Origin of the sequence: Nocardiopsis sp. LDBS0036 (genome assembly GCF_041228755.1) — a bacterium.
Lineage (GTDB): Bacteria > Actinomycetota > Actinomycetes > Streptosporangiales > Streptosporangiaceae > Nocardiopsis > Nocardiopsis dassonvillei.
In genome coordinates this window covers 3,524,334-3,546,197 of sequence record NZ_CP141103.1, presented here as the reverse complement: position 1 = coordinate 3,546,197, position 21,864 = coordinate 3,524,334, and the positions used below count along the sequence as shown (strand labels likewise).

Here is a 21,864-nt window from a genome sequence, read left to right as displayed (position 1 = left end):
GGGGCCTTACGCCCCGGGGGTACCTCGCCCGTGGGACGTATGGGGCGGCCGTTCGGTTCGGGACCCGGGCGTCAGCGCGGCCCGAGGCCCTCGAAGAGCACCCCGACCATGTCCGCGAGCTTGGCGTCGATCTCCTCGGGGGAGGACGTGGCCGTGAGCGCGACCAGGCCGTGCATCGCGGCGGACACGGTCATCGTGACGGCCTCCGGGGTGCCGCCCGCGATCTCCCCTGCGGCCTGGGCGTCGAGGATGGGGCGCATCACCCGTTCGAGCAGCCGCCCCACGGCGGCGTACAGCTGCTCGGAGACGTCGGGGTCGTGCTTGCGCGCGTACATGAGGTCGAGCAGCGCGGCGTGCTCCCCCGCGAACCCCACGTAGGCCCTGGCCAGGGCGAGAACACGGGTCCGCGCGTCGCCCGCCTCGGGTTCCGCCGCCTCCAACCGCTCGGTCAGGCGCTCGAAACCGCTGAGCGCGAGCGCGTCCAGCAGCGCCTGCTTGTCCCGGAAGTGGCGGCCCGGCGCGGCGTGGCTGACCCCCGCCTCGCGGGCGATCTCGCGCAGGGACAGCGCGGCCTGCCCCCGTTCGGCCAGGGCGCGTTCGGCGTTGGCGAGCAGGACGGCGCGCAGGTCTCCGTGGTGGTAGGGGCGGTCGGCCATGGGAACCAGGATAGACCGACGCCCCCGCGGTCCTCGTGGTCGCCGTGGCCACCAGGGACAGCCCGGGGGAGCCGGGGCGCCAGGGACAGCCCGGGGTGTTGTGGCCGACGTGGTGTCTGTGACTGCTGTGAGTACTGCGGACAGCCCGGGGTGTCACGCTCTCCGTGGCCGCCGTGGACAGCCCGGGTGCGCTCGCCTACCGTGGCGCAATGGACACCACAGCGGTCAGCATCCCCGACCTGAGCGGCCGTACGGCGGTCGTCACCGGAGCCAACAGCGGCCTGGGCATCGAGACCACACGCGTCCTGGCCCGTGCGGGCGCGCGCGTCGTGATGGCCGTGCGCGACGTGGCCAAGGGGCGCGCCGAGGCCGCAGGAGTGCGGGGCGACACCGAGGTGCGCCACCTGGACCTGGCGGACCTGGCGTCCGTGCGCGCCTTCGCCGAGGCCTGGAACGGCGACCTCCACCTGCTCATCAACAACGCGGGTGTCATGGCGGTCGCCAAGGGCGTGACCAAGGACGGGTTCGAGACGCAGTTCGGCGTCAACCACCTCGGCCACTTCGCCCTGACCAACCTGCTCCTGGAACACGTCACCGGACGGGTGGTCACCCTCTCCTCCGGAATGCACCGCATGGCCCGGGGCATCGACTTCGACGACGTCAACCTGGACCGCGGCTACACGCCCTACCGGGCCTACAACCAGTCCAAGCTCGCCAACCTGCTGTTCACACTGGAGCTCCAGCGCCGCCTGGACGCGGTGGGCTCCCCCGTGCTCTCCACCGCCGCCCACCCCGGCTACGCGGCCACCAACCTCCAGAGCCACGGGGCCAACCCGATCTCCAGGGCGGCCCTCATGCTCGGCAACAGGGTCTTCGCCCAGAGCGCCGCCAACGGCGCCCTCCCCACGATCTACGCCGCCACCCAGGACGTGCCCGGCGCGGCCTTCGCCGGACCCAAGGCCATGGGCGGCACGCGCGGCGCCCCCGCCCTGTCCAGCCGGAGCGAGGCCGCCTGGGACGGTCGCGCCGCCAAGCGCCTGTGGACGCTGTCGGAGGAGATGACCGGGGTGAGCTTCCCGCTGCGGTCGTCCGACCCGGTCTGACCGGCGGTGGTGCACGCCGGTCCTGCTCGGCTTCGGATCTGAACGGCATGCCTGTCCCAGGATGTGCGCCCGTGCCACTCGGCCTCGATCTGGAGCGGCACGTCTGCCCCGGGGCGTGCGACGGTACCGCTCGGCTTCGGTCTGGAACGGCACGCCTGCCTCGGGACGCGCGCCCGTACCGCTCGGCTTTCGACCGGAAGGGCACACCCGTCCCGGGGTGCGCGCCGGTACCGCCGTCCCCGTCCGCCCCGCCCACCCGCGTCACACCGGCAGGGCGTGCGTTCAGCCCGGACCCGGTACCCGCCGACGAGCACCGTGAGCACGAGACCGGCGCGGGTGGAACCCCGTGGTTCCCACCCGCGCCGGTTCCGGACGACTTCCTCTACGGGTTGAGGACCAGTTCGTCCGTGGCGGCCGCGCGCACGGCCTCCTCGGTGACCGCGAACGGCAGGGTCTCACCCCGGCTCCACGGCTCCAGCTGGTCGTCGTAGTTGGGGTGGAAGGCGTGTCCGGAGTTGCCGGTCAGGTGGACCCAGGTCGACGCGTCGCGGTCGGCCAGGTCCACCACCATCCGCATCGACGGCACCGCCGTGATCGCGTACCCCGCGGTCGGGTCCCAGCCCGTGGCGTTGACGATGCTGGCCCCGCCCGAGCTCTCCACCGGGCCCCGGTTGAACAGCCACTCGACCGGACCGATGCCCGACGTTCCGAACGACTCGTGGGTCGCGGTCAGGGTGTGCAGGTCCCCCCAGCGCCAGTCGGCGGGGTCCCCTCCCAGCAGCTCGGTCAGCTCCTGGGCGGCGGCGTCCATCGCCGCGGCCAGCACCTCCTCGCGCCCGCTGGCCTCGGTGCCCCGCCACCAGTCCGAATCGGGGTCCTCCAGCAGCTGGCCCACCACGTACATCCCGCGCGAGCTGCCGCTCATGGTCAGCGGCTCCAGTTCGTCGAACAGCAGCGGCAGCAGGTGGCGCCAGGTGGCCTGGTAGAACGCGGCCCCGGCGGAGTCGGTCCCGGTGAACAGGTCCCACTCCCGCAGCTGTTCCTGGGCCTGGGCCGTGACCCCGTCGACGTCCGCCTCCAACAGGTGCGGCACGACCTCGACCGCGCCGCCGTGGAAGGAGTCCATGTGGATGCGCGACATGTCCTCACCGGTCACCGGCCCCTCGCCGATCGCCTCGGTGAGCAGGTCGTTGATCCGCTGGGACCGGTACCCGTAGTCCCAGTCACCGGTGAGCATGTGCTCGTAGTCGGCGTCCACGACCGACTGGTTGGCGGTGACGATGACGCCCGACTCGGGGTTGTACACGCTCGGCAGCTCCTCGAAGGGGAGGTACTCCTCCCAGTCGTAGGCGGAGTCCCAGCCGGGCGCCGGGTAGCGGCCGTCGCCCTCGCCGCGCACCGGCACCAGGCCGGGGGCCTGGTAGCCGATGTTCCCCTCCTCGTCCGCGTAGACGAGGTTCTGCGCGGGGGCCTCGAACCGGCTGGCCGCCTCACGGAAGTCGCCCCAGTCCCGGGCCCGGTTCAGCGCGAAGATCGAGTCCGCGGTCCTGCCCGGCTGGAGCGCGGTCCACCGCAGGGCGACGGCGTACTCGCCCTCCTCCGCGCCCTCCAGCTCCGGTTCCTCCGCCAGCGCCTCCAGGTTCGCGCCCGCGGCGGTGTCGGACAGCAGCGGCCCGTGGTGGGTGGAGCGCACGACGATGTCGACGTCCTCGCCGCCCGCGACCCGGACGGTCTCCTCACGGGTCTCCAGCGGCCTGGTCCGGCCGTCGACCACGTAGCCGTCGCCTTCGATCCGTTCCACGTACAGGTCCATGACGTCGGGGTTGAGGTTGGTGAACCCCCACGCGATCGACTCGTTCTGCCCGATGATCACACCGGGCAGGCCGGAGAAGCTGAAGCCGCTGACATCGTAGGGGCACGCCTCGGTGAGCTCGGTGCAGTGCAGGCCGATCTGGTACCAGGTGGAGGGCATCGACGCGCCCAGGTGGGGGTCGTTGGCGAGGAGGGGCAGCCCGCTCTCGGTGTGCTCGCCTCCGACCACCCACGAGTTGGACCCCAGGTCGGGGCTGGTGCTGGGACCGAGCATCGAGGGCAGTGACGCCGCGGTGGCGGCCACCCCGGTCAGCGCGGTGACGGCCTCCTCCGGCAGCTCGGGGGTGCGCCGTTCGTCGGCCTCCCGCAGGTCAGCCTCGTCGGAGCCCTCGGAACCCCCGGACTCCCCGTCGGCCCCGGCCTGACCGTGCTCGTCGGTGTCGGTGATGGGCAGGTGCTCCTCGTGGGGGTAGGCCGGGTACAGCTCCTCGATCTGCTCGCGGGTCATCCCGGCGTCGAGCAGCTGGGCGCGCTCGGTCTCCTCCGTCATGTTGCCGCCCAGGTCCCAGGCCATGGCCTTGAGCCAGGCGAGGCTGTCGACCGGCGTCCACTCCTCGATCTCGTGGCCGCCGTTGAGCACGGAGAGCAGCCCGTACTCCAGGCTGGCCTTGGTGCCGTCGTTCTCGGCCAGCCAGGCGTTGACCCCGGCCGCGTAGGAGTCGAGGTGGGCCTGCGTCTCCGGGGCGAGCAGCTCGTACTCCTGCTCGGCCACGTGCCGCCAGCCCATGGTGCGCAGGTAGACGTCGGTGTCCACCTGGTCGGGGCCGAACAGTTCGGCGGTGCGCCCGGCCGTGACGTGGCGGCGGAAGTCCATCTCCCAGAAGCGGTCCTGGGCGTGCGTGAAGCCCTGCGCCATGAACAGGTCGTGGGTGTTGTCCGCGTAGACGTGGGGGACGCCGTGCTCGTCGCGCAGCACGGTGACGGAGGACTCCAGCCCCGGGAGCGGGAGTTCTCCCGATGTCTCCGGGAACGACCTCCGGACGGTCCATATCCCCAGGAGCGCGCCGACCAGGGCCAGCACCACGACCGCGGCGAGGAAGCCCAGAAGTACGCGAACAAGGACACGCTTACGCATTACACCCATAGCGGAACCCTAGGGTGTCCGCGGTCACAGTCTCCAGGGCCGGAGTGCCGCACGGACCCAATTGTTACCAACTGGTAGGTGACGGGGAGCCGAACGTCGGCTGACGCGAACCACCTGGTCAGAAGCGGACAGCCGCCCGGTGGGATCCGTGCTGTCCGCAACCGGTCGCGTCCGCCTTGCCTGCGCCACCACCAAGTGAGCTGACCGTCTCAGCGTCCAGCCCCGGGTTCTGCACGCCTACCTGCGCTGGTGCAACCGGAACGCCCGCCATCCCGACATCCTGGCCGCCCAACGACCCGAGCGCGCACGCATCCGCAGCGAACGAGGTCTCCGCTGGCTCGGCAGGCCACTGCTGGCCGCAGCCTGATCCCACCCAACCCGGCGAACTCACAGCATCAGTCGTCGAACTCGAAGCCCGAAGCCTCCGCACGGGCAATGATGTCGCTGACTGCCTCTGGGCTCGTGATGACAGATTCAACAGCCGCCTTGAGTAGCGCGAGGTCGCTCGAACTCCCGACTGCGCAGAACATGCCAGCCTCGCTATCGAAATCGAGGCGCTCGGCAATATCCGGCCAGGCGAACCGCACGAGACCTTCCCAGAAGGGCCCGTTCGGCTCGTGCCCGGCGGCAGCTACTGCGGCATCGGCAGCCAGGCCACCAGTGCCCAACGTCAGCGAGTGCTTTCCGTCAAAGTCATGCAGATTGATGGTCACGGCGAGATCCTCTCACGCCCAGTGCATGGGCTGCCCGATCCCTCGAACCGCTCATCCGGTCTTTCGCCGCCCCCAACCCCGGTGAACCTTCTCGGTTGCAGCACTAGGGCGGGGTCATGTTGAAGAAACAGATCCGACTGGCCAGCCGACAAAGGCATTCTTGTCCCAGTAGACAAGGTGGATATTCACTGAGGAAAGAAGTTTTTGCAGGTCCGAGTGGGGTTTCTCGGGTAGCAGGATGGCAAGCGTGGGGGGCGGCGTGATATGTCTCCGGTAGTCCATGAGCTGGCCGATGGCCATGCGCACGGCTTCGCGCGAGCTGGTTCCTTTGGCCTCATAGAGGACATGGGAATTGTTGTCATAGAGATCAGTGAGAAGGCTGGACGAGAGCCCTGCGACTCTAATTTGGTATCTTTTGACCTCATGCTCATGCTGTTCGAGCATGGTCTTGAAGGCTTCGCATAGTTCGGCCTCTTTGCGGCCGATTTTTGTCTTCGGGATGGCTGACCTGGAGATGGGATTGCCATTATGTGCCTCCGGCTCCACCATGATGCTCGTCGTAACGGTGGAGACGTCGGCAGATACTTGCCGAACCTCGGTGCTTGGTAGAGGTTTAATGATGTCTTCCGAGTGTGGTACTAGTTCCTCAACTGGACGTAAACGGAAGACGATGACTCGTCTGAATATACCTTGTCTGTTGGGCGCTTCGCGAAAGACGTAGGGAAGTTCCTTGTCCAGTTCAAACTTTCCAATATAACGCTGAACTCTCGTCTTCTTTCCTGGGACAGTGCCCACGGCTTTGAAGACGCGTAGCGCTCGCCCATCGTCTACATGGAGCAAAATGGCGCGGTTTCTCTGGCCGTTGCGACCGTAGAAGACCTGGTCTTCTTCTCCGTCTCCGGTGTACTCGAAAAGAGGCTCGGAGTTTTCTGCGTCAGGGACCCAGCCGTCGTAGTATCCGAACTGCTCGCCTGATGCAGGGTCGGTATAGAGCAACACGTTGGGAGAGGTAGCGCAAGGATGGATCCCCTGTCCCTGCCCACCTCCAAAGGCCGCCTTCATTTCCGCCCGAGTGGTCAGTTCGCCAGGTTTGATCCCTTTGCCAGCCATGAGGTTAATGTACAGCTTTGGCGTGCGCGAGAGCTGAGCCATGCAAGAGGTTGGCGTCTGCCTCGCCTGACCTGCAAGAAGCGGGTTGAAGAAGGCATCGTTGCAGTTCAGCGGGCGCGTGGGGGAGGGCAGCGCCGCCCGCCCCCGCGCGTTCAGGAACCCAGGACCTCGGCCAGGCGCTCGGCCGCGAGCGGCACGCTGTAGTAGTCCATCCGGAACGAGGTCGCGCCCAGCGTGAGTACGCGGCCGTCCTCCCACGCCGACAGGTTCTCCAGGACCGGGGCCGTCTCCAGGTAGTCCTCGGGCTCCTGGCCCTGGGTGTTGACGAACAGCAGCGTGCTGTCGCCGAAGTCCGAGGCCCGCTCGGTGGCCACCTGCACGATGTCCCCGCGCCCGCTGCCGCCCTGGGCCGAGGGGGCGGCCAGGTCGTCGGGAAGCCCGTGCAGGGTCAGGCCCAGGTCGGTGGCCAGCCTTCCCTGGGCGGACTCCTCGGTGAACACGTTGAACCCGCTGGGCGTCCCGGTCAGGATCACCACGTCGTGCTCGGCCGACAGCCGCCCGGAGGTGTCCGCGACCAACCGCTCGTACTCCTCCGCGATCTCCGCGGCCCGGTCCTGGCGGCCGAACGCCTCGGCGTACTGCTCGGTGACGTCCAGCCACGCCATGTCGGACTCGCCGTGGACGACGGTCGGCGCGACCTGGGACAGCTGCTCGTAGACGGCCTCGTCCACGGCGTCGGCCCCGAACCCGTTGCCCACGATGAGGTCGGGCCGGGCGGAGGCGACCTCCTCGATGTCCACCTCCGGACCGGCCAGCGGCTGCACGCCGCGCTCGTCGGCGACGTCGGCCCACTGGGCGAAGAAGCCGTTGTCGTCGGTCAGCGCGCTCGGGGCGGTGGTGGCGGAGGCGGTGACCGGGACGTCCAGGCTCAGCAGGGCCGAGGTGGCGGTGACGCTCACCGAGACCACGTTCCGGGGGTCGGCGGGGATCTCGGTCTCGCCGTACATGTGGGTGACCGTCCGGGTCTCCCCGGCCTCCGCCGGGGCCTCCTCCTCAGCACTCGGGGCGCCGCACGCGGCGAGGGGGGACACGAGGGCGGCGACGACACCGCAGGTCGCTAGGCTGTGGAAGGAATTTGCTTGCTTCATGAAAAGTATAGTTAGGTATGCCTACCCTCATGTCAACTCGTGGAGTGGAGCGAAGCGTGGCCGCTCAGCCCCCGTCCGACCGCGCCGGAGTGTCCGCCGCACCGGAGCGGGAAGTCCCTCCCACGCTCCGTGACGTGGGCGAGGCCCTCCTGCGCGTGGCCCAGCGCCTGGACGGACTCCTCACCGAACTGGCCGCCGAGCACGGGCTCTCCGCCTTCCAGGCCCGGACCCTGCGCGCGCTGCGCGACGACCCCTCCCAGGCGGCGCTGGCGCGCCAGCTCGGCTGCACGGCCTCCCGCGTGTCGATCGTCACGGGCGAACTGGAGGAACGGGGGCTCGTCCGCAGGGTCCCCTCCAGGAGCGACCGGCGCATGCGCGTGACGCGGCTCACCGAGGAGGGCGGCCGGGCCGTCGAGGCGATCGGCGCGGGGCTCACGTTCCGGTCGCCGCTGGAACACGCCCTCGACGACCGGCAGGTCGAGGACCTGTTCCGCCTCCTCCGCGCGGTGGAGGCCGTTCCCGACCGCTGAGACCTCGCCGACGGGCGGGACCCGCTGGTGGGGTCCACCGGTGGGAGACCCCATCGACGGGACCCGCTGGCGGGACCTACCGGTAGGTCCCGCGTGCGGGGCCTCGCCGACGCGCGCCGCGCCGCCGGTCCGGGCGGGGTGCCCGTTCCCGCGAGCGGCGAGGCCCCACATCCGACCGCGCAGAAAGGCCGCCCCGTGTCCGTACCGACACCCGCTTTCCACACCGTCCCCCCGCGCCTCAAGCCGAACGTGCGCCCCGAACGCGTCGCCACTCCGTGCGCAGCCGAGGCGGCCCGCGACCCGGAGGGGTTCTGGCGCCGCGTCGCCGGGGAGGGAACGCCCCTGGTCGGGGAGCCCGACGCGGACGGGCACCGCGCGGTCACCTTCCTGTGGCGCGGCGGCGACGAGTTCGCGGACGTCCTGCTCGTGGCCAACAAGGTCGCCGACGCCTCCTCCTACGACGCCAACCGCATGGAGCGGATCCCCGGCACGGACGTGTGGCACCTGACCTACCGGATGCGCGGGGACTGGCGGGCCTCCTACTCCGTCGCCCCGGTCCCCGCGCACGGCGAGCCCCTGCCGCCCGAGGCGTGGCCGGAGCCGGTGCGCGTCCGCCGCGAGCGCGCCCTCGCCGTCTCCGAGCCGGAGGAACGGCCCGCCGTCGCCCGCTGGTTCGACGCCCTGTCCCGGGCGGTTCCCGATCCGCTCGCCCGCGAGCGGCTGGACGACTCCCTGTCCGTGGTCTCCCTGCCCGGGGCACCGCCCGAGCTGTGGCGCACGCCCGACCCGACGACCCCGGCCGGGCGGGTCACCGCGGCCGAGATCACCAGCGACCTGCTGGGCAACACCCGCACCGTGTGGGTCCACGAGCCCGCCCGGCGCCCGCCGAACGGGCTGCCCTGGCCGGTCGTCGTCCTGCTGGACGGCCGCGACTGGCACGGCCTGCCCCTGGCGCCGCTGCTGGACGGCCTCGTCGCCGACGGAACGCTGCCCCCGGCGCTGACCGTCATGGTCGACTCCCTCGACATGCCCACCCGTGTCGCGGAGCTGGCGTGCTCGGACGACTTCGTCGCCTTCCTGGGCGGGGAACTGCTGCCCTGGCTCGGCCGCGACCACTGGGTGAGCGACGACCCCGGGCGCACGGCGGTGGCCGGGCAGAGCCTGGGCGGGCTCACCGCCGTGTACGCGGCCCACCGGGCGCCGGAGCGGTTCGGGCGGGCGGTGTCGCAGTCGGGGTCGTTCTGGTGGCCCAACGTCGCGGTGACCGGCGGGGAGAGCGAGCGGATGACGAAGCTGGTGGCCGCAGCGGACGAGGTCCCGGGACGGGTGCACCTCACGGCGGGGACCAACGAGTGGTCGCTGCTGGACGCCAACCGCCGTCTGCACGCGGCCCTGATTGAACGCGGCGCGGCGCTCGGCAGCGATCCCGGGTTCGCGGTGTTCGAGGAGTACAACGGCGGCCACGACCGGGCCTGCTGGCGGGCCGGGCTGCCGGACGGGCTGGCGTTCGCGACCGCCGACTGGGAGCGCTGACGGGGGAGGGTCTGCGGAGGGATCCGGCGGAGTCGGGTGAGAACGGCTGGCCAGGGCTGGGGCACGGACCAGGGGCGCAGTCGGGGAGGGGCTCGGCGGGAAGGGGGTGGGGGGCGCTGACGGAGCGCGGCGCGGGCAGCACGAGACGGACGGGCCCGGGGACCCCCCTGTTTCCAGATTAGGACGCGGACGGTCGGCGCCGCCGCCCCCTCCTGCCGCCTGTGGACAACCCCGCTCCAGCCTGGCCGGACCGTGCTCCGGGTCGCTTCCGCGCCGCGCTTCGGGTCGCTTCCGCGCCAAGCCTTCGTCAACACTCCGTCCTGCTCGCGGTGACACGAGGCGGTGTCCTGGAAGCCGGACGTCCCGTCTGGCAGCCTCGAACGCGCCGTCGATGCTCTGGGGGAAACGCGATGGACATGCCCGTGGTGAATTCGTGCCAGGTGGACGCCTGCGCCTACAACACCGACCACTCCTGCCACGCACTGGCCATCACCGTGGGGAACTCCTCCCACGCCCAGTGCGACACCTTCTTCGGTGCCGATGACCGGGGTGGCGACCCCGTCGCCACGGGCCAGGTCGGCGCCTGCAAGATGTCGAACTGCGCGCACAACGTCCAGTTGGAGTGCCAGGCCCCGGCCATCTCCGTCGGGTACGTGCACCAGCAGGCCGACTGCCTCACCTACGCGCCCGCCTGACGAGGGTCGGGCGACGCGGGCGAAAGCCCCGCGCGGGCGGAGGTCCGTGCGAGGGAGGTCGCGCGCCCGCCTGAACGGCGCCGCGCACCGGCTCACTCCGCGGCCCCGGGCGCCACGCCCGGGGCCGGTTCCGTGTTCGGGTCCACCGTTCGGGCCGTCGTTGCGAACCTCAGACCCTCCGGCCAGCCTCCGCAACCCTCGAAGCCCCGCGATCCCCGGGCCTTCCGGCCAGCCCCCGCGCCCCTCGAACCCCTCGTCCCTCAGACCTTCCGGCCCGCCTCCGCGGCCTCGCGGCGCAACCGCTCCACGACCAGCGCCGCGGGATCGTCGCTGGCCGCCCGGAACCCCTCTCCCGCCCACAGCGCCATGCCGCCGGGGTCTCCGGCCCGGGCGGCGGCCGCGCGCAGCGGCTTCGTCATGTGGTGGATCTCGGGGTAGGCGAAGGGCCTCCGCGGGTGCTCGGCGATGAACCTGTTGGCCAGGCCCCGCGCCGGACGGCCGGTGAAAGCCCACGTCACGGCCGTCCCGGTGTACGCGGGATCGGCCAGCGCGGCCTTGTGGACCGGGTTGGCGCCGCTCTCGGGACAGCGCAGGAACGCCGTGCCCAGCTGCACAGCGGCGGCACCCGCGTCCAGGGCCCCGGCCACGTCGGCCCCGGTCATGATCCCCCCGGCGGCGATCACCGGTACCTCCACCGCGCCGACCACGTCCGCCAGCAGCTCCCGCAGCGGCAGACCTCCGTTCCCGACCGGGTCGAACGCGCCGCGGTGGCCCCCGGCCTCCGTACCCTGCGCGCACACCCCGTCGGCTCCGCGGGCCACGGCCTCGCGCGCCTCCCCGACCGTGGTCACGGTGACCACCGTGGCACTGCCCGCCGCGCGCAGCCGCTCCAACACGGCGGCCTCCGGGCAACCGAAGGTGAAGCTCACCACCGGCACGGACGCCTCCGCGAGCAGGTCGATCTTGGCCGCCCACGCGTCGTCGTCGTGCACCGGGGCGCCGACCGGCGTCCCGTACCGCTCGGCCTCGGACTCCAGGTCGGAACGGTAGGACGCCGCCACGTCGGGGTCGGAGGGCGGGCCCGGCACGAACACGTTCACCCCGAACGCACCGACCCCGGCGTCGCGCACCGCCCCGAGCTGGTCGGCGAGGACCTCGGGGGCCAGGTACCCGGCGGCGAGGAAACCCGTTCCGCCCGCTCCCGCCACGGCCGCCACCAGCGCGGGCGTGGCGGCCCCGCCCGCCATGGGCGCCTGTACGATCGGGCGTTCCCGCAGCAGCTCCGCCAGGCTCATGCTCCCTCTCCTCGTCCTCGGCCGGTACGGCGAAGGCGCGGCGGCGTCCCCGCCCCGACGGCTCCGTGCGGGGTCCGGCTCCCCCGTGGAACCCGCGAGCGGAGTGCTGCGCGGACCACGCCTCCCATGTCCAGGGAATGCTACCGACGCACGTTTTCCGGGGTTCGACCGCACCCGCCCCGAAATGCGATATCGCGGTTCAGTCGACTCTTTCTGTGACATGGGACACGAGAATTCCCTGGGGTGCGCCAAAGGAAGAGGGACTTTCCCGGTTCCCCTCCACTGGGAAAGGTGGGAGAACGGCGCCTCCGCCACCCGGACAGCGCGTCCGCCGCCTGCCCTTTCCGTCCGCTGTCCGCCCCTCCCGTCCACCGGCCGCCTTTCCCGACCGTTATCCGCCCGTCCCGTCCAGTTCCGGTTCGTCCGGGGACCCCTCGCTCTCGTCCGAGCCCTCGACCAACCGCGTCGACTCCGGGAACCGCCGGGACAGCAGAACGGTCGCCAGCGCCGCGGCCACCCCGAACCCGACCACCGCCGTCACCGTCCAGGCCAGCCCGAACAACTCCCACAACCACCCGAACGCCAGCACGGTCAGCATCCTCGCCGCGTTGCCCACCATCCCCAGCATCGCGGACATGGTGTTGCGGTTGGCGTCGGAGAACATCGTCTGCTGCCACACGTGCGACAGCACCACGGCCAGCCCCAGCAGGAACTCCGCCGCCACCAGCCCCGCCACCAGCGGCACTGCCCCGTGCGCCGCCAGCCCCAGGGGCAGGCCCGAGGCGGCCGCGAAGACGGGCCCCCACACGTGCGGCCGACCGCGCCCCACGAACCGCGAGCACGCCGAACCCGCCGCCATGGCCGCCATCATCAGCAGCAGTACCAGGCCGTTGAGCCGCACGTCCGCGCCGTGCTCGGCCGCGAGCAACGGCTGCCAGGAGAGCACGAGGGCGGTCAGCCCCGACACCGACGCCGCCGACAGGGCCACCAGCGGCGCGAAACGCCTGCTCGCCACCAGTACGGCCGACTCCCGGACGATCGCGGTGAGCGGGCGCCCCGGCTGGCCGGGGGAGTGGGGGAAGCACACCGGAGCCAGCGCCGCCAGTGCCACCAGCACCACACCGCTCACCAGCACCAGGGCGTCCGCGGACAGCCAGGTGCCCGCCACCATCACCGAGGCGGCCCCCAGCACCGCACCGCTGTTGCCCGCCACTTGGACGAACCGCACCGTCCGCGCGATCCGCGCGGGGCGGTCGCGGTCGCCGATCCGGTTGACCACGAGCGCGACCAGAGTCCCGGACTGGAGGTGGAAGCCGACCGCCCACAGGTACATGGACGCGAGCGTCAGCGCGAGCCCGTCCGCGTACCCCGTCAGCACGAAGCCCGTGCCCCACACGGCGAACCCCACCGTCAGCAGCCTGCGGTGGCCGTAGCGGTCGCCGAGCGCACCGCTGGGCGCCTCCACCAACAGGGCCACCAGGTTCGTGGAACCGAGCATCAGTCCCAGCAGCCACGGGTCCGCCCCGCGTTCCAGGAGGATGGTGACGAAAACCGCGCCGAAAAGGAAATCGGCCGAAGCGCCGAGAAGGGCGAACGAGGTGTAGCGCAGGAACAATGACGATTCGGCGGTTCTCTCCACGGGCATGGTTGTTTTCCTGGTCGAGGGACGTCGCGGCTCCGACCAGCCCCTGATGGCGGTGGCATTAGCGGTTCCGGAGGGAAATTCCGCCCAAGCTAGCACGCGGGTTCCGGTGCGGCCACGGCTTTTCCCGGACCCCGCGCGACGCGGTGGCCGACCGGTTCACCCCCACCCCGCGACAGCGCCGCGGCCGACCGGCTTGCCCGAGCCCGGCGACGGCGCGCGACGCCGCACCCCACCGGTTCTTCCGGGCCCCGCGAGGACACGGCGATCACCCGGTTCTCCCACGGCCCCCGGGGACACGGCGACCGGTCTCCGCGCGAGGTGTTCCGCGAGGGCCGGTCCGCGCCCCCGCCACCGGGGGCGGTGACCGGAGGACGACGACACGGTCGTCCGGGTGCCCTCCGCGCACCCGGGCCCGGGTGCGACGACCCGTGTGAAGTGCGGCGTTCCGGTGTGCATGACCGGGTGGAGCCGGGGTAGTCGCGGTGCCAACCGAGCAACAGGCCGACTCCAAGGAGGCTTGGCGATGCACTCACACGAGGGAAGAGACGGGCCCGGGGGCACGGGCGGCCGCCTGACCGACACCGCCCGCGGGGCGGCGGGCGAGGTCGCCTCCACCGCGGGGGACCAGGTGCGCTCCCTGGCCGACGAGGCCCGGACCGAGGCCCGGCACGTCGCCGACGACGTCCAGACCCGTCTGCGCGAGGAAGTCCACGAACAGACCCGGCGCACGTCGCAGAACCTGCGCCAGTGGTCCGAGGAGCTGTCGTCCATGGCGGACAGCGGGGAGCAGGGCTCCCCGGTGAGCGGTGCCGTGCGCCAGATCGCCCACAGCGGCCGCGGAGCCGCCGACTTCCTGGACGAACGCGGCATGGAGGGCCTGGTGGAGGAGGCCAGGAGCTTCGCGCGACGCAGGCCCGTCGCCTTCCTGGCCGGTGCGGCCATCGCCGGATTCGCGCTCGGACGCGTCCTCAAGGCCTCGTCCGACATCTCCGCGGGCCGGGAAGGGGCCGGCGACAGCCGCCCCGAGGCGCTCCCCGCCGGTGAGCGGGTCCGTCCGCCCGCACCGCGTCTGAGCGAGAGCGACCAGGACGAGGGGGTCGCGTCCTCCCGTCCGCCCGTCACGCCCCGGCCGGAGGACATCGGTCCGCCACCGCCCGATCCGGGGCCGCGTGGACGCACGTTCTGAGGGGGCTGACATGGCGACCATTCCCGGAGCACGGCGGGAGACCGGCGGGGAACGGCGGGAGCCGGGCGAGGAGGAGCAGTCCTTCTCCGAACTCCTCGGCGCGGTGACCGGAGACCTGCAGAAGCTGTTCCGTCAGGAACTCGCGCTGGCCAAGGCCGAGATGCGCGAGGAGGCGGTCAAGACCGGCAAGGCCGCCGGCCTGCTGAGCGGAGCCGCGGTGGCCGGGTACCTGGCCCTGCTGCTGCTCAGCCTCGCGGCCATGTTCGGACTGGCGGAACTGATCGGCCTGGGCTGGGCCGCGCTGGTCGTCGCGGTGGTGTGGGCGATCGTCGGCGCGGTCCTGGCCGTCATGGGCCGCAACCGCATGCGCGAGGTCTCTCCGAAACCGGAACGCACCATCGAGACCCTCAAGGAGGACGCGCAATGGGCGAAACACCCGACCAGATAAGACAGGACATCGAGCGGACCCGCTCGGAGCTGACCCACGACACCGACCGTCTGGTGGACCACGCCAACCCGCGCAACGTCGTGCACCGGCGTACCCGCAGGGTCCGGCACGGGACACGGGACCTGAAGGACCGGATCATGGGTTCCGCCCCCTCGACCGGTGAGGCGGCCGAGGGGATCCGGCACACCACCGGCCAGGCGGTCGGCATGGCGAGGTCGCTGCCGGAGCGGGCCGTGCACCAGACCCAGGGCAACCCCATCGCCGCGGGGCTGATCGCCTTCGGGGCCGGTCTCCTGGCCGCCTCCGTCCTCTCCGAGAGCCGTGCGGAACAGCGCGCGGCCCGGCGGGTGGGTGAGCACGCCGACGCGATCGAGCCGGCACGCCAGGCGGTCGCGGAGTCGGCCGCCCACGTGAAGGAGCAGGCGGTGGAGTCCGCGCGGACCGCCGGGGAGCACCTCAAGGGCAGCGCCTCGGAGGCCGCGCAGGCCACGGGCGAGCAGGCCCGTCACGAGGCGAAGACCGCCAAGGACGAGATGCGCGGTTCCTGAGTCCCACCCCGGCCCGGGGGAACGCCTCCGGGCCGGGCGCCCGTGGACGGGTGTCCGCAACGGCGCGGGCGAGGGGCCGGGAGGCCCCTCGCCCCGCATCCTCCGGGGCCCGGCCCCCGGGACCGGCGAGGGAAGGAGCGGGAAGATGGTGGGAGGCGACTCCTCGGACGCCTACGACGGCCGTTCCTCCCCGGAGGAGGCCGAGAAACCGACCGACATGTCGGCGTCGTCGTGGTGGGCGTCGCTGCGCCGGACCGTCGGCGAGTTCAAGGAGGACGCGCTGGCCGACCTCGCCGCCGGGCTCACCTACTACGCGATCCTGTCGCTCTTCCCGGCGCTGCTCGTGCTGGTGTCACTGCTCGGCCTCGCCGGGCCCTCCGCGACACAGACCCTGACCGACAACATCTCCGCCACCATGCCCGCCGACGCCGCGCGGCTGGTGACGACGGCCATCGAGAACCTCCAGGGCAACCAGACGGCCGCGGGCGTGTTCGGCCTGGTCAGCCTGGCGATCGCCCTGTGGTCGGCCTCCGGCTACATCGCGGCCTTCATGCGCGCCTCCAACGTCGTCTACGACGTGCCCGAGGGACGCCCCATCTGGAAGACGCTGCCGATCCGCGTCGGCGTCACCCTGCTGATGGTCGTCCTGCTGTCCCTGACGGTGGTCGGCGTCGCCCTCACCGGCAGCGCCGCGGCCTGGGTCGGGCAGCTGCTGGGCCTGGGCTCGACCGTGGTGACGGTGTGGAACATCGCGAAGTGGCCGGTGCTGCTGCTCATCGTGGTGTTCATGATCGCGCTCCTGTACTGGGCCTCGCCCAACGCCAGACGCGGGTTCCGCTGGGTCAGTCCGGGGAGCGTGCTGGCGGTCGTGCTCTGGCTGCTCGCCTCGGCCGCCTTCGCCTTCTACGTGGCCAACTTCGCGTCCTACGGCAGGACCTACGGGACCATGGCGACGGTGGTCGTCTTCCTGGTGTGGTTGTGGATCACCAACATCGCGATCCTGCTCGGCGAGGAGTTCAACGCCGAGATCGAACGCGGACGCGCCATCTCCGGCGGCCGGCCGGTGGACGAGGAGCCCTACGTGGACATGCGCGACGTGCCCAAGAAGAAGCACCGGGCCCACCGCCAGCAGGAGTGAGGGGCAGGGCCGCGGACCACGGGCGTCCCGTGCGTCGCACCCGCAACGGGTCCGGCCCGCTCCTCAGCCCAGGGCGTCGGCGAGGGCGGCGGCCAGGACCGGCACGCTCGGGTGCCGGTCCCCGCGCGGCCACACCAGGCCGAGGGACGACTCCGGCAGGCCGTTGACCGGGACGAGGACGAGTCCGTCCCGGTCGGCGTGGTCCGCGACGTCCCCGCTCAGCAGCATGGCCCCCCTCCCGGCCGCGATCTGGGAGAACCCCTCCCGCAGGGTGTCCACACCGGTCTCGTGGCGGATGGTCCTGCCCAGGGGGGTGACGGTGGGGGCGTGGACCCGCAGCCAGTGGTCGGGGGTCCGCCGGACCGGGATGAGCGAGACCCGGGCCATGTCCTCGATCCCGACGCCCGTCCGCGCGGCGAGGGGGTGGTCGGCGGGCAGCGCGAGCCGCTGCGGCTGCCGGGAGAAGACCGCGCCCACGACCAGGTCGAGTTCGCGCACCGGCAGCAGGACGACGGCGGCGTCGACCTCGCCCTCGCGCAGCGGACCGAACGGGTCCGAGTGCGCCGTCTCCACGATCCGCACCCGCGTGCCGGGCTCGCGCTCCTCGAAGGCGCGCACCGCCTCGGCCACCGGGCCGTGCACCTTCCCCCGGAACCCGAGGCGGACCGTGGACGGCCCGCCGTGGGCGCGGTCGCGCGCGCCGTCCACCACCGCGGCCAGGTTCTGGTAGGCGGGCCGCAGGGCGTCGAGGAACTCCTCGCCGAACGGGGTGAGGCACGGGCGCGGGCCCGTGCGGTCCAGGAGAGGGGCGCCGATCCGGTCCTCCAGGGCGCGCAGCAGCAGGTCCACGGTCTCCGCGGGTACGCCCAACCGCACCGCGGCGTGTCCGGGGTGCGGTTCCTCGGCCAGGACGAGGAAGCACTCCAGCTCCCGGATCTCGATACCCCGCAACTGGACGGTCCCCCTCGCCTTCGCCGACATGGCCCGTGCCGCCCCCGACACGCGTCGGGTCGGCGAGCACCCCTCATGGAAGCACGGGACGCGTACCGCCCGGTTGACCGGCTCTCGTATGGCGGAAGGCGCGGCGGACAGCGGGCCCCGCCGGGTCCGGTCCGCTCGCGGGCGGCGCCCCCAGGTCCGCGCGTGGACGACGGCGCCCCCTCGGCCCGGGGCGCCGCGACCGCCGCCGGGACCCGGGAGACCGGACGGGTCCCTCCTCCGGGCGGGCCGGGCACGGTCACCGGATACGCTCGGCGCGACAGCGACTTCCGGGAGGAACCACCATGTCAGCGACCGCCGTCGTCACCGGAGCCAGCAGCGGGATCGGGGCCGCCACCGCGCGCGGCCTGGCCGAGGAGGGCTACGACGTGGTCCTGGTCGCCCGCCGCGCCGACCGGGTCGAGGCGCTGGCGAAGGAACTGGCCGAGGAGGGCCGCAGCGCCCGCGCCCACGCCCTCGACGTCACCGACAGGGCCGCCGTCGAAGCCTTCGCCGACTCCCTGGCCTCGTGCGAGGTCCTGGTCAACAACGCGGGCGGCGCGATCGGAACCGAGACCGTCGCCGAGGGCGACCCCGCCGACTGGCGCGCCATGTACGAGGTCAACGTCATCGGTGTGCTCAACATGACCCAGGCCCTGCTGCCCAAGCTGATCGCCAGCGGGGACGGCACCGTGCTGGTCGTCTCCTCCACGGCGGGGCACGTGGCCTACGAGGGCGGCGGCGGGTACGTGGCCGCCAAGCACGGCGCGCACAGCCTCGCCGCCACGCTGCGACTGGAGCTGTGCGGCGAACCGGTGCGCGTGCTGGAGATCGCGCCGGGCATGGTCAGGACCGAGGAGTTCGCCCTCAACCGGATGCGCGGTGACTCCGGGGCCGCCGACGCCGTCTACGCCGGTGTGCCCGACCCGCTGAGCGCCGAGGACGTCGCCGACACCATCGTGTGGGCGGTCACGCGGCCCCCGCACGTGAACATCGACCTGCTCGTGGTGCGACCGCGCGCGCAGGCCGCCCAGCACAAGGTCCACCGCGTGCGGCGGGGGGAGTCCTAAGGAACACTGCCCAGCGGGCCGGCCGGAACCGTCACCGGTGTGGCACGGGGGTTTTCCGACCCGAATCCCAGCGGGGGCGGGCGGGGTGGCCGCCGAGTTCGACGGCCGCTCCGTCAGTCCCCGGCCGGGCCGCCACGGCCGAGGCCCCGGCAGGCTCCGTGTCGCGGCGACCGCCCGGTTCCACGCGGCCCAGACGCGCCACGGGTACGAGGGGCGTCCCGGGGGAGGGGCCCGGCGAACCCTCCCCGTGGTCACGGCACCGGCCCGGGAGGCGGGTGCGGGCCGCGGTCGCCGTCGGACCCGGCGGGGCTCAGGCCTGCGCGCCGCCGGACGCGCACTCGGCGCAGTCGCAGTAGTTCGTCGTGGACATGGACCGGCAACGGGTGCAGATCTGCCGCTTCGCTCCGGGGGGATCGTGCTTCCAGTCGTGCTGCCCCCGCCTGCAGATCCCCGAGGGGCCGATGACGGTGTCGTCACGTGAGGTGTCCATGGCAGCAAGGTAGCCCCGGCCGACCCCGAAGACCAGGGCCGGGCGGGACCGCGCCCCGGAGGGGCCGCCCCCGCGCGGGGGCGGCCCGTGTCCGGGCGGGGGTCGCGCGGAGCCCGTGGATCAGGCGTCCAGTTCCCGGGACAGCATCTCCACGAGCTCGTCCAGGACCTTGTCCGCGTTCTCCTGCTCCTCGCAGGACAGGGTGACCGTCTCGCCGTGCTTGACGCCCAGCGCCATCACGGCGAGCACGCTGCGGGCGTCCACGGGGTCCTGGCCCTCGCGGGCGATCTTGACGGGCAGGCCGGTGCCGTTGACGGCCTGGACGAACAGGCTGGCGGGGCGGGCGTGCAGGCCGAGCTGGGAGGCGATGGCCACGGTGCGCTGGGGCATGTCAGTCCTAGGAGAAGTCGTCGGGAGATCGTCGGTTGGGCGGGGGCCCGGGTCAGAGCGTGTCGACCGGCCACTGCGGGTCGGGGTCGGCCACCGCGGTGATCGCGTCGGCGGCCACGTCGTCGGGGGAGGGGACGGTGGTTCCGGGCAGGGAGACCGCGGCGGTCCCCCACGCCACGGCGTGCCGCAGCCGGTCCTCGGGGGAGCCTTCCGCGCCCAGGAACCCGGCCAGGGCGCAGTCGCCCGCGCCCACCGTGCTGCGCGTGCGGACCCGGGGCCCGCGCGCCCACCAGGTGTGCTCGGGGTCCACGAGTATCGCACCGTGGCCCCCCAGTGTCACCAGGGCGGAGCCGTTGCCCCACCCCAGGACCTCGCGGGCGGCCTCGGTGACCGCGCCCACGGTGGTCAGTTCCCGGCCGATCAGCTCGGCCAGCTCCTCCTGGTTGGGCTTGAGCAGGGCCACCGACCCCGCGCGGGCCGCGGCCTCCAGGGGTTTGCCGGAGGTGTCCAGGGCCAGCGGGACCCCGTAGGAGGCGGCCAGTTCGGCGACGCGCACGTACAGGTCGTCGGGGGTGCCGGAGGGGAGGCTGCCGCTGGCCACCACCCACGCCGGCCCCCGGTCCAGCTCGCTCTCCAGGGCGGAGAGCAGGGCGTCGGTCTCCTCGGGGGAGAGCACGGGACCGGGTGCGTTGAGCTTGGTGGTGGTGCCGTCGTCCTCGGTGACGGCGATGTTGCCCCTGGTCTCGCCCTCGATGGGGACGGCGACGCAGGGCAGGTCCCCGAGCAGGGTGGTCAGCTCGGCGCCTCCGCCGCCGCCCACGGGCAGTACCGCCCGTGTGGGCACGCCGGCGCGGCGCAGCGCGCGGGAGACGTTGACGCCCTTGCCGCCCGCCTGCGCGCGGGTGGAGCCCACGCGCAGGACCTCACCGCGGGTCAGGTGACTGACCTCCAGGGTGTGGTCCACGCTCGGGTTGGGGGTGAGGGTCAGGATCATGGGTGCTCTTTTCGAGGTGGCTGCGCCCGGCCCGGTCCGGATGTGGGACTACCTTTGATTATGTGTGTTTGCCTGCGTGTGTCAATGCTGTTGTGCCCTGGTTTCCGGTTTTGGCCACTGTCGGTCACGGGCGGGTGGAGCTCGTGTCACCGGTGTCCCGGTGCGCGGGCGCAGTCGGAGCGAGGGGAAACACTCCTGGTGGGTTCGGGCGGACCGTAGGGGCTTCGCGACGAGCAGTGTTGCTGGGATATTGGTTCAAGGTACCTCTTGTGTGTCCCAGGCAACACCATTAAACTCACAGAAAACCACACCGAAACACAGGTGATCCAACATGTACGCGGAAGAGCGCCAGAAGGCGATCCTCGAACGCGCCCGGCGGGACGGCCGGGTCGACGTGACGGGACTCGCCGCGGAGTTCGACGTCACGTACGAGACCATCAGGCGCGACCTCACGGCACTCGAACGCCACGGGGTCCTGCGCAGGGTCCACGGTGGCGCGATCCCCGTCGAGCGGCTGGGCTTCGAGCCCGCCCTCAATGTGCGCGACTCCGTCATGACGCAGGAGAAGGAGCGCATCGCCAAGGCGGCTCTCGCCGAACTCCCGGAGGAGGGCGCCATCCTGCTCGACGCCGGGTCCACCACCGGACGCCTCGCCGAGCAGTTGCCCGCCGACCGCGAACTCACCGTCGTCACCAACTCCCTGTCCATCGCCCTCACGCTCGCCCCGCGTACCCACATCAACCTCATGCTGCTCGGCGGGCGCCTGCGCACCCGCACCCAGGCCACCGTCGACGCCTGGGCGCTGCGCTCCCTCGCCGAGTCCTACGTCGACGTCGCCTTCATGGCGGCGAACGGGATCTCCACCGAACGCGGGCTCACCACACCCGATCCCGCGGAGGCGGAGGTCAAGCGGACCATGATCGCCTCGGCCCGCCGCTGCGTCCTGCTCGCCGACCACACCAAGGTCGGCAACGACCACTTCGCCCGTTTCGCGGCGGTCGAGGACCTCGATCTGGTCATCACCGACACCGGTCTCGCCAGCGGTCTCGCCGACGAACTGGAGGCCGCCGGACCCCGAGTCCAGGTGGTCTGACCAGGGCGGGACACCGAGCGGGGCGGTTCCACCGTCCGGGACCGCCCCGCCCCGGAACACCCCGCGCCCACCCACACCAACACCGACACCCACTGCCCCTCCCCACCTCACCGGCGGGCGATCCGCCCGCCGCACCTCCCAGGAG

The 21,864-nt window shown here is 72.3% G+C and carries 21 protein-coding genes and 1 pseudogene; 11 read left to right on the top strand and 11 right to left on the bottom strand.

The features are described 5' to 3' along the window. Window positions 1-71: 71 nt before the first annotated feature. Window positions 72-656: a TetR/AcrR family transcriptional regulator gene (locus tag UIS43_RS14905; protein ID WP_013155246.1), complete on the bottom strand. Its 585-nt coding sequence runs from the start codon at window positions 654-656 to the stop codon at window positions 72-74. Between the two features lie 209 nt (window positions 657-865). Between UIS43_RS14905 and UIS43_RS14900 the strand changes: the two genes are divergently transcribed. After that, the gene (locus UIS43_RS14900) at window positions 866-1,759 is read left to right on the top strand and encodes an oxidoreductase (RefSeq protein ID WP_041552901.1); all 894 of its coding nucleotides are present in this window, start codon (window positions 866-868) and stop codon (window positions 1,757-1,759) included. Between the two features lie 382 nt (window positions 1,760-2,141). Here UIS43_RS14900 and UIS43_RS14895 read toward each other — a convergent pair whose 3' ends face one another. Continuing rightward, window positions 2,142-4,706 carry a penicillin acylase family protein gene (locus UIS43_RS14895; protein ID WP_370010374.1) on the bottom strand — a complete coding sequence of 855 codons (2,565 nt, stop codon included), beginning with the start codon at window positions 4,704-4,706 and terminating at the stop codon, window positions 2,142-2,144. A gap of 220 nt (window positions 4,707-4,926) precedes the next feature. Here UIS43_RS14895 and UIS43_RS14890 point away from each other — a divergent pair. Then, window positions 4,927-5,082 (top strand): annotated as a pseudogene (locus tag UIS43_RS14890) (IS630 family transposase); the annotation flags it as partial. 28 nt (window positions 5,083-5,110) lie between these two features. Here the strand turns inward: UIS43_RS14890 and UIS43_RS14885 are convergent. From UIS43_RS14885 to fepB, 3 genes are all read right to left on the bottom strand, one after another. After that, on the bottom strand, window positions 5,111-5,428 hold the full coding sequence (locus UIS43_RS14885; protein ID WP_071622833.1) for an Imm51 family immunity protein: 318 nt from the start codon (window positions 5,426-5,428) through the stop codon (window positions 5,111-5,113). Between the two features lie 114 nt (window positions 5,429-5,542). After that, window positions 5,543-6,538: a hypothetical protein gene (locus UIS43_RS14880; protein ID WP_071623276.1), complete on the bottom strand. Its 996-nt coding sequence runs from the start codon at window positions 6,536-6,538 to the stop codon at window positions 5,543-5,545. A 152-nt stretch (window positions 6,539-6,690) separates the two neighbouring features. Further along, window positions 6,691-7,686 (bottom strand): Fe2+-enterobactin ABC transporter substrate-binding protein, encoded by a 996-nt coding sequence (fepB, locus tag UIS43_RS14875; RefSeq protein ID WP_071622832.1) that lies wholly within the window; start codon window positions 7,684-7,686, stop codon window positions 6,691-6,693. 134 nt (window positions 7,687-7,820) lie between these two features. Here fepB and UIS43_RS14870 point away from each other — a divergent pair, with 134 nt between their 5' ends. The 3 genes from UIS43_RS14870 (at window position 7,821) to UIS43_RS14860 (ending at window position 10,444) form a co-directional block, all read left to right on the top strand. Beyond that, entirely contained in the window at window positions 7,821-8,216 is a 396-nt protein-coding gene (locus UIS43_RS14870; protein ID WP_071622831.1) for a MarR family winged helix-turn-helix transcriptional regulator, read from the top strand. Between the two features lie 195 nt (window positions 8,217-8,411). Next, window positions 8,412-9,749: an enterochelin esterase gene (fes, locus tag UIS43_RS14865; protein ID WP_358453990.1), complete on the top strand. Its 1,338-nt coding sequence runs from the start codon at window positions 8,412-8,414 to the stop codon at window positions 9,747-9,749. A gap of 416 nt (window positions 9,750-10,165) precedes the next feature. Further along, window positions 10,166-10,444 carry a DUF1540 domain-containing protein gene (locus tag UIS43_RS14860; protein ID WP_232051593.1) on the top strand — a complete coding sequence of 93 codons (279 nt, stop codon included), beginning with the start codon at window positions 10,166-10,168 and terminating at the stop codon, window positions 10,442-10,444. Window positions 10,445-10,704: 260 nt separating this feature from the next. Here UIS43_RS14860 and UIS43_RS14855 read toward each other — a convergent pair whose 3' ends face one another. Together UIS43_RS14855 and UIS43_RS14850 are read right to left on the bottom strand one after the other, a co-directional pair. Continuing rightward, entirely contained in the window at window positions 10,705-11,739 is a 1,035-nt protein-coding gene (locus tag UIS43_RS14855) for a nitronate monooxygenase (RefSeq protein WP_358412544.1), read from the bottom strand. Window positions 11,740-12,130: 391 nt separating this feature from the next. Further along, complete coding sequence (locus UIS43_RS14850; RefSeq protein ID WP_358170479.1) at window positions 12,131-13,384, bottom strand: MFS transporter; 1,254 nt, start codon at window positions 13,382-13,384, stop codon at window positions 12,131-12,133. Window positions 13,385-13,907: 523 nt separating this feature from the next. Here UIS43_RS14850 and UIS43_RS14845 point away from each other — a divergent pair. The 4 genes from UIS43_RS14845 (at window position 13,908) to UIS43_RS14830 (ending at window position 16,704) form a co-directional block, all read left to right on the top strand. Continuing rightward, window positions 13,908-14,570: a hypothetical protein gene (locus UIS43_RS14845; RefSeq protein ID WP_071622827.1), complete on the top strand. Its 663-nt coding sequence runs from the start codon at window positions 13,908-13,910 to the stop codon at window positions 14,568-14,570. Window positions 14,571-14,580: 10 nt separating this feature from the next. Next, window positions 14,581-15,018: a phage holin family protein gene (locus UIS43_RS14840; RefSeq protein WP_071622826.1), complete on the top strand. Its 438-nt coding sequence runs from the start codon at window positions 14,581-14,583 to the stop codon at window positions 15,016-15,018. Next, the gene (locus UIS43_RS14835; RefSeq protein WP_013155230.1) at window positions 14,994-15,566 is read left to right on the top strand and encodes a DUF3618 domain-containing protein; all 573 of its coding nucleotides are present in this window, start codon (window positions 14,994-14,996) and stop codon (window positions 15,564-15,566) included. The genes UIS43_RS14840 and UIS43_RS14835 overlap by 25 nt, the downstream gene beginning before the upstream one ends. Before the next feature lie 145 nt (window positions 15,567-15,711). After that, a complete protein-coding gene (locus UIS43_RS14830; protein ID WP_013155229.1) occupies window positions 15,712-16,704 on the top strand; it encodes a YihY/virulence factor BrkB family protein in 993 nt (330 codons plus the stop codon). A 63-nt stretch (window positions 16,705-16,767) separates the two neighbouring features. On the opposite strand, the gene UIS43_RS14825 is transcribed toward UIS43_RS14830, so the two are convergent. Further along, entirely contained in the window at window positions 16,768-17,655 is an 888-nt protein-coding gene (locus UIS43_RS14825; RefSeq protein WP_126625007.1) for a LysR family transcriptional regulator, read from the bottom strand. Window positions 17,656-17,987: 332 nt separating this feature from the next. On the opposite strand from UIS43_RS14825, the gene UIS43_RS14820 reads away from it, so the two are divergent. After that, entirely contained in the window at window positions 17,988-18,752 is a 765-nt protein-coding gene (locus UIS43_RS14820) for an SDR family NAD(P)-dependent oxidoreductase (RefSeq protein ID WP_013155227.1), read from the top strand. Window positions 18,753-19,062: 310 nt separating this feature from the next. Here the strand turns inward: UIS43_RS14820 and UIS43_RS14815 are convergent, their stop codons facing one another. The 3 genes from UIS43_RS14815 to pfkB form a co-directional block, all read right to left on the bottom strand. Continuing rightward, window positions 19,063-19,242, bottom strand: coding sequence for a hypothetical protein (locus UIS43_RS14815; RefSeq protein ID WP_061080696.1), 180 nt, complete (start codon window positions 19,240-19,242; stop codon window positions 19,063-19,065). Between the two features lie 120 nt (window positions 19,243-19,362). Continuing rightward, window positions 19,363-19,632: an HPr family phosphocarrier protein gene (locus UIS43_RS14810; RefSeq protein WP_013155226.1), complete on the bottom strand. Its 270-nt coding sequence runs from the start codon at window positions 19,630-19,632 to the stop codon at window positions 19,363-19,365. 52 nt (window positions 19,633-19,684) lie between these two features. Continuing rightward, on the bottom strand, window positions 19,685-20,626 hold the full coding sequence (pfkB, locus tag UIS43_RS14805) for a 1-phosphofructokinase (protein WP_013155225.1): 942 nt from the start codon (window positions 20,624-20,626) through the stop codon (window positions 19,685-19,687). A gap of 331 nt (window positions 20,627-20,957) precedes the next feature. Between pfkB and UIS43_RS14800 the strand changes: the two genes are divergently transcribed. Further along, window positions 20,958-21,719 carry a DeoR/GlpR family DNA-binding transcription regulator gene (locus tag UIS43_RS14800; protein ID WP_017563623.1) on the top strand — a complete coding sequence of 254 codons (762 nt, stop codon included), beginning with the start codon at window positions 20,958-20,960 and terminating at the stop codon, window positions 21,717-21,719. The last annotated feature ends 145 nt before the right edge of the window (window positions 21,720-21,864 follow it).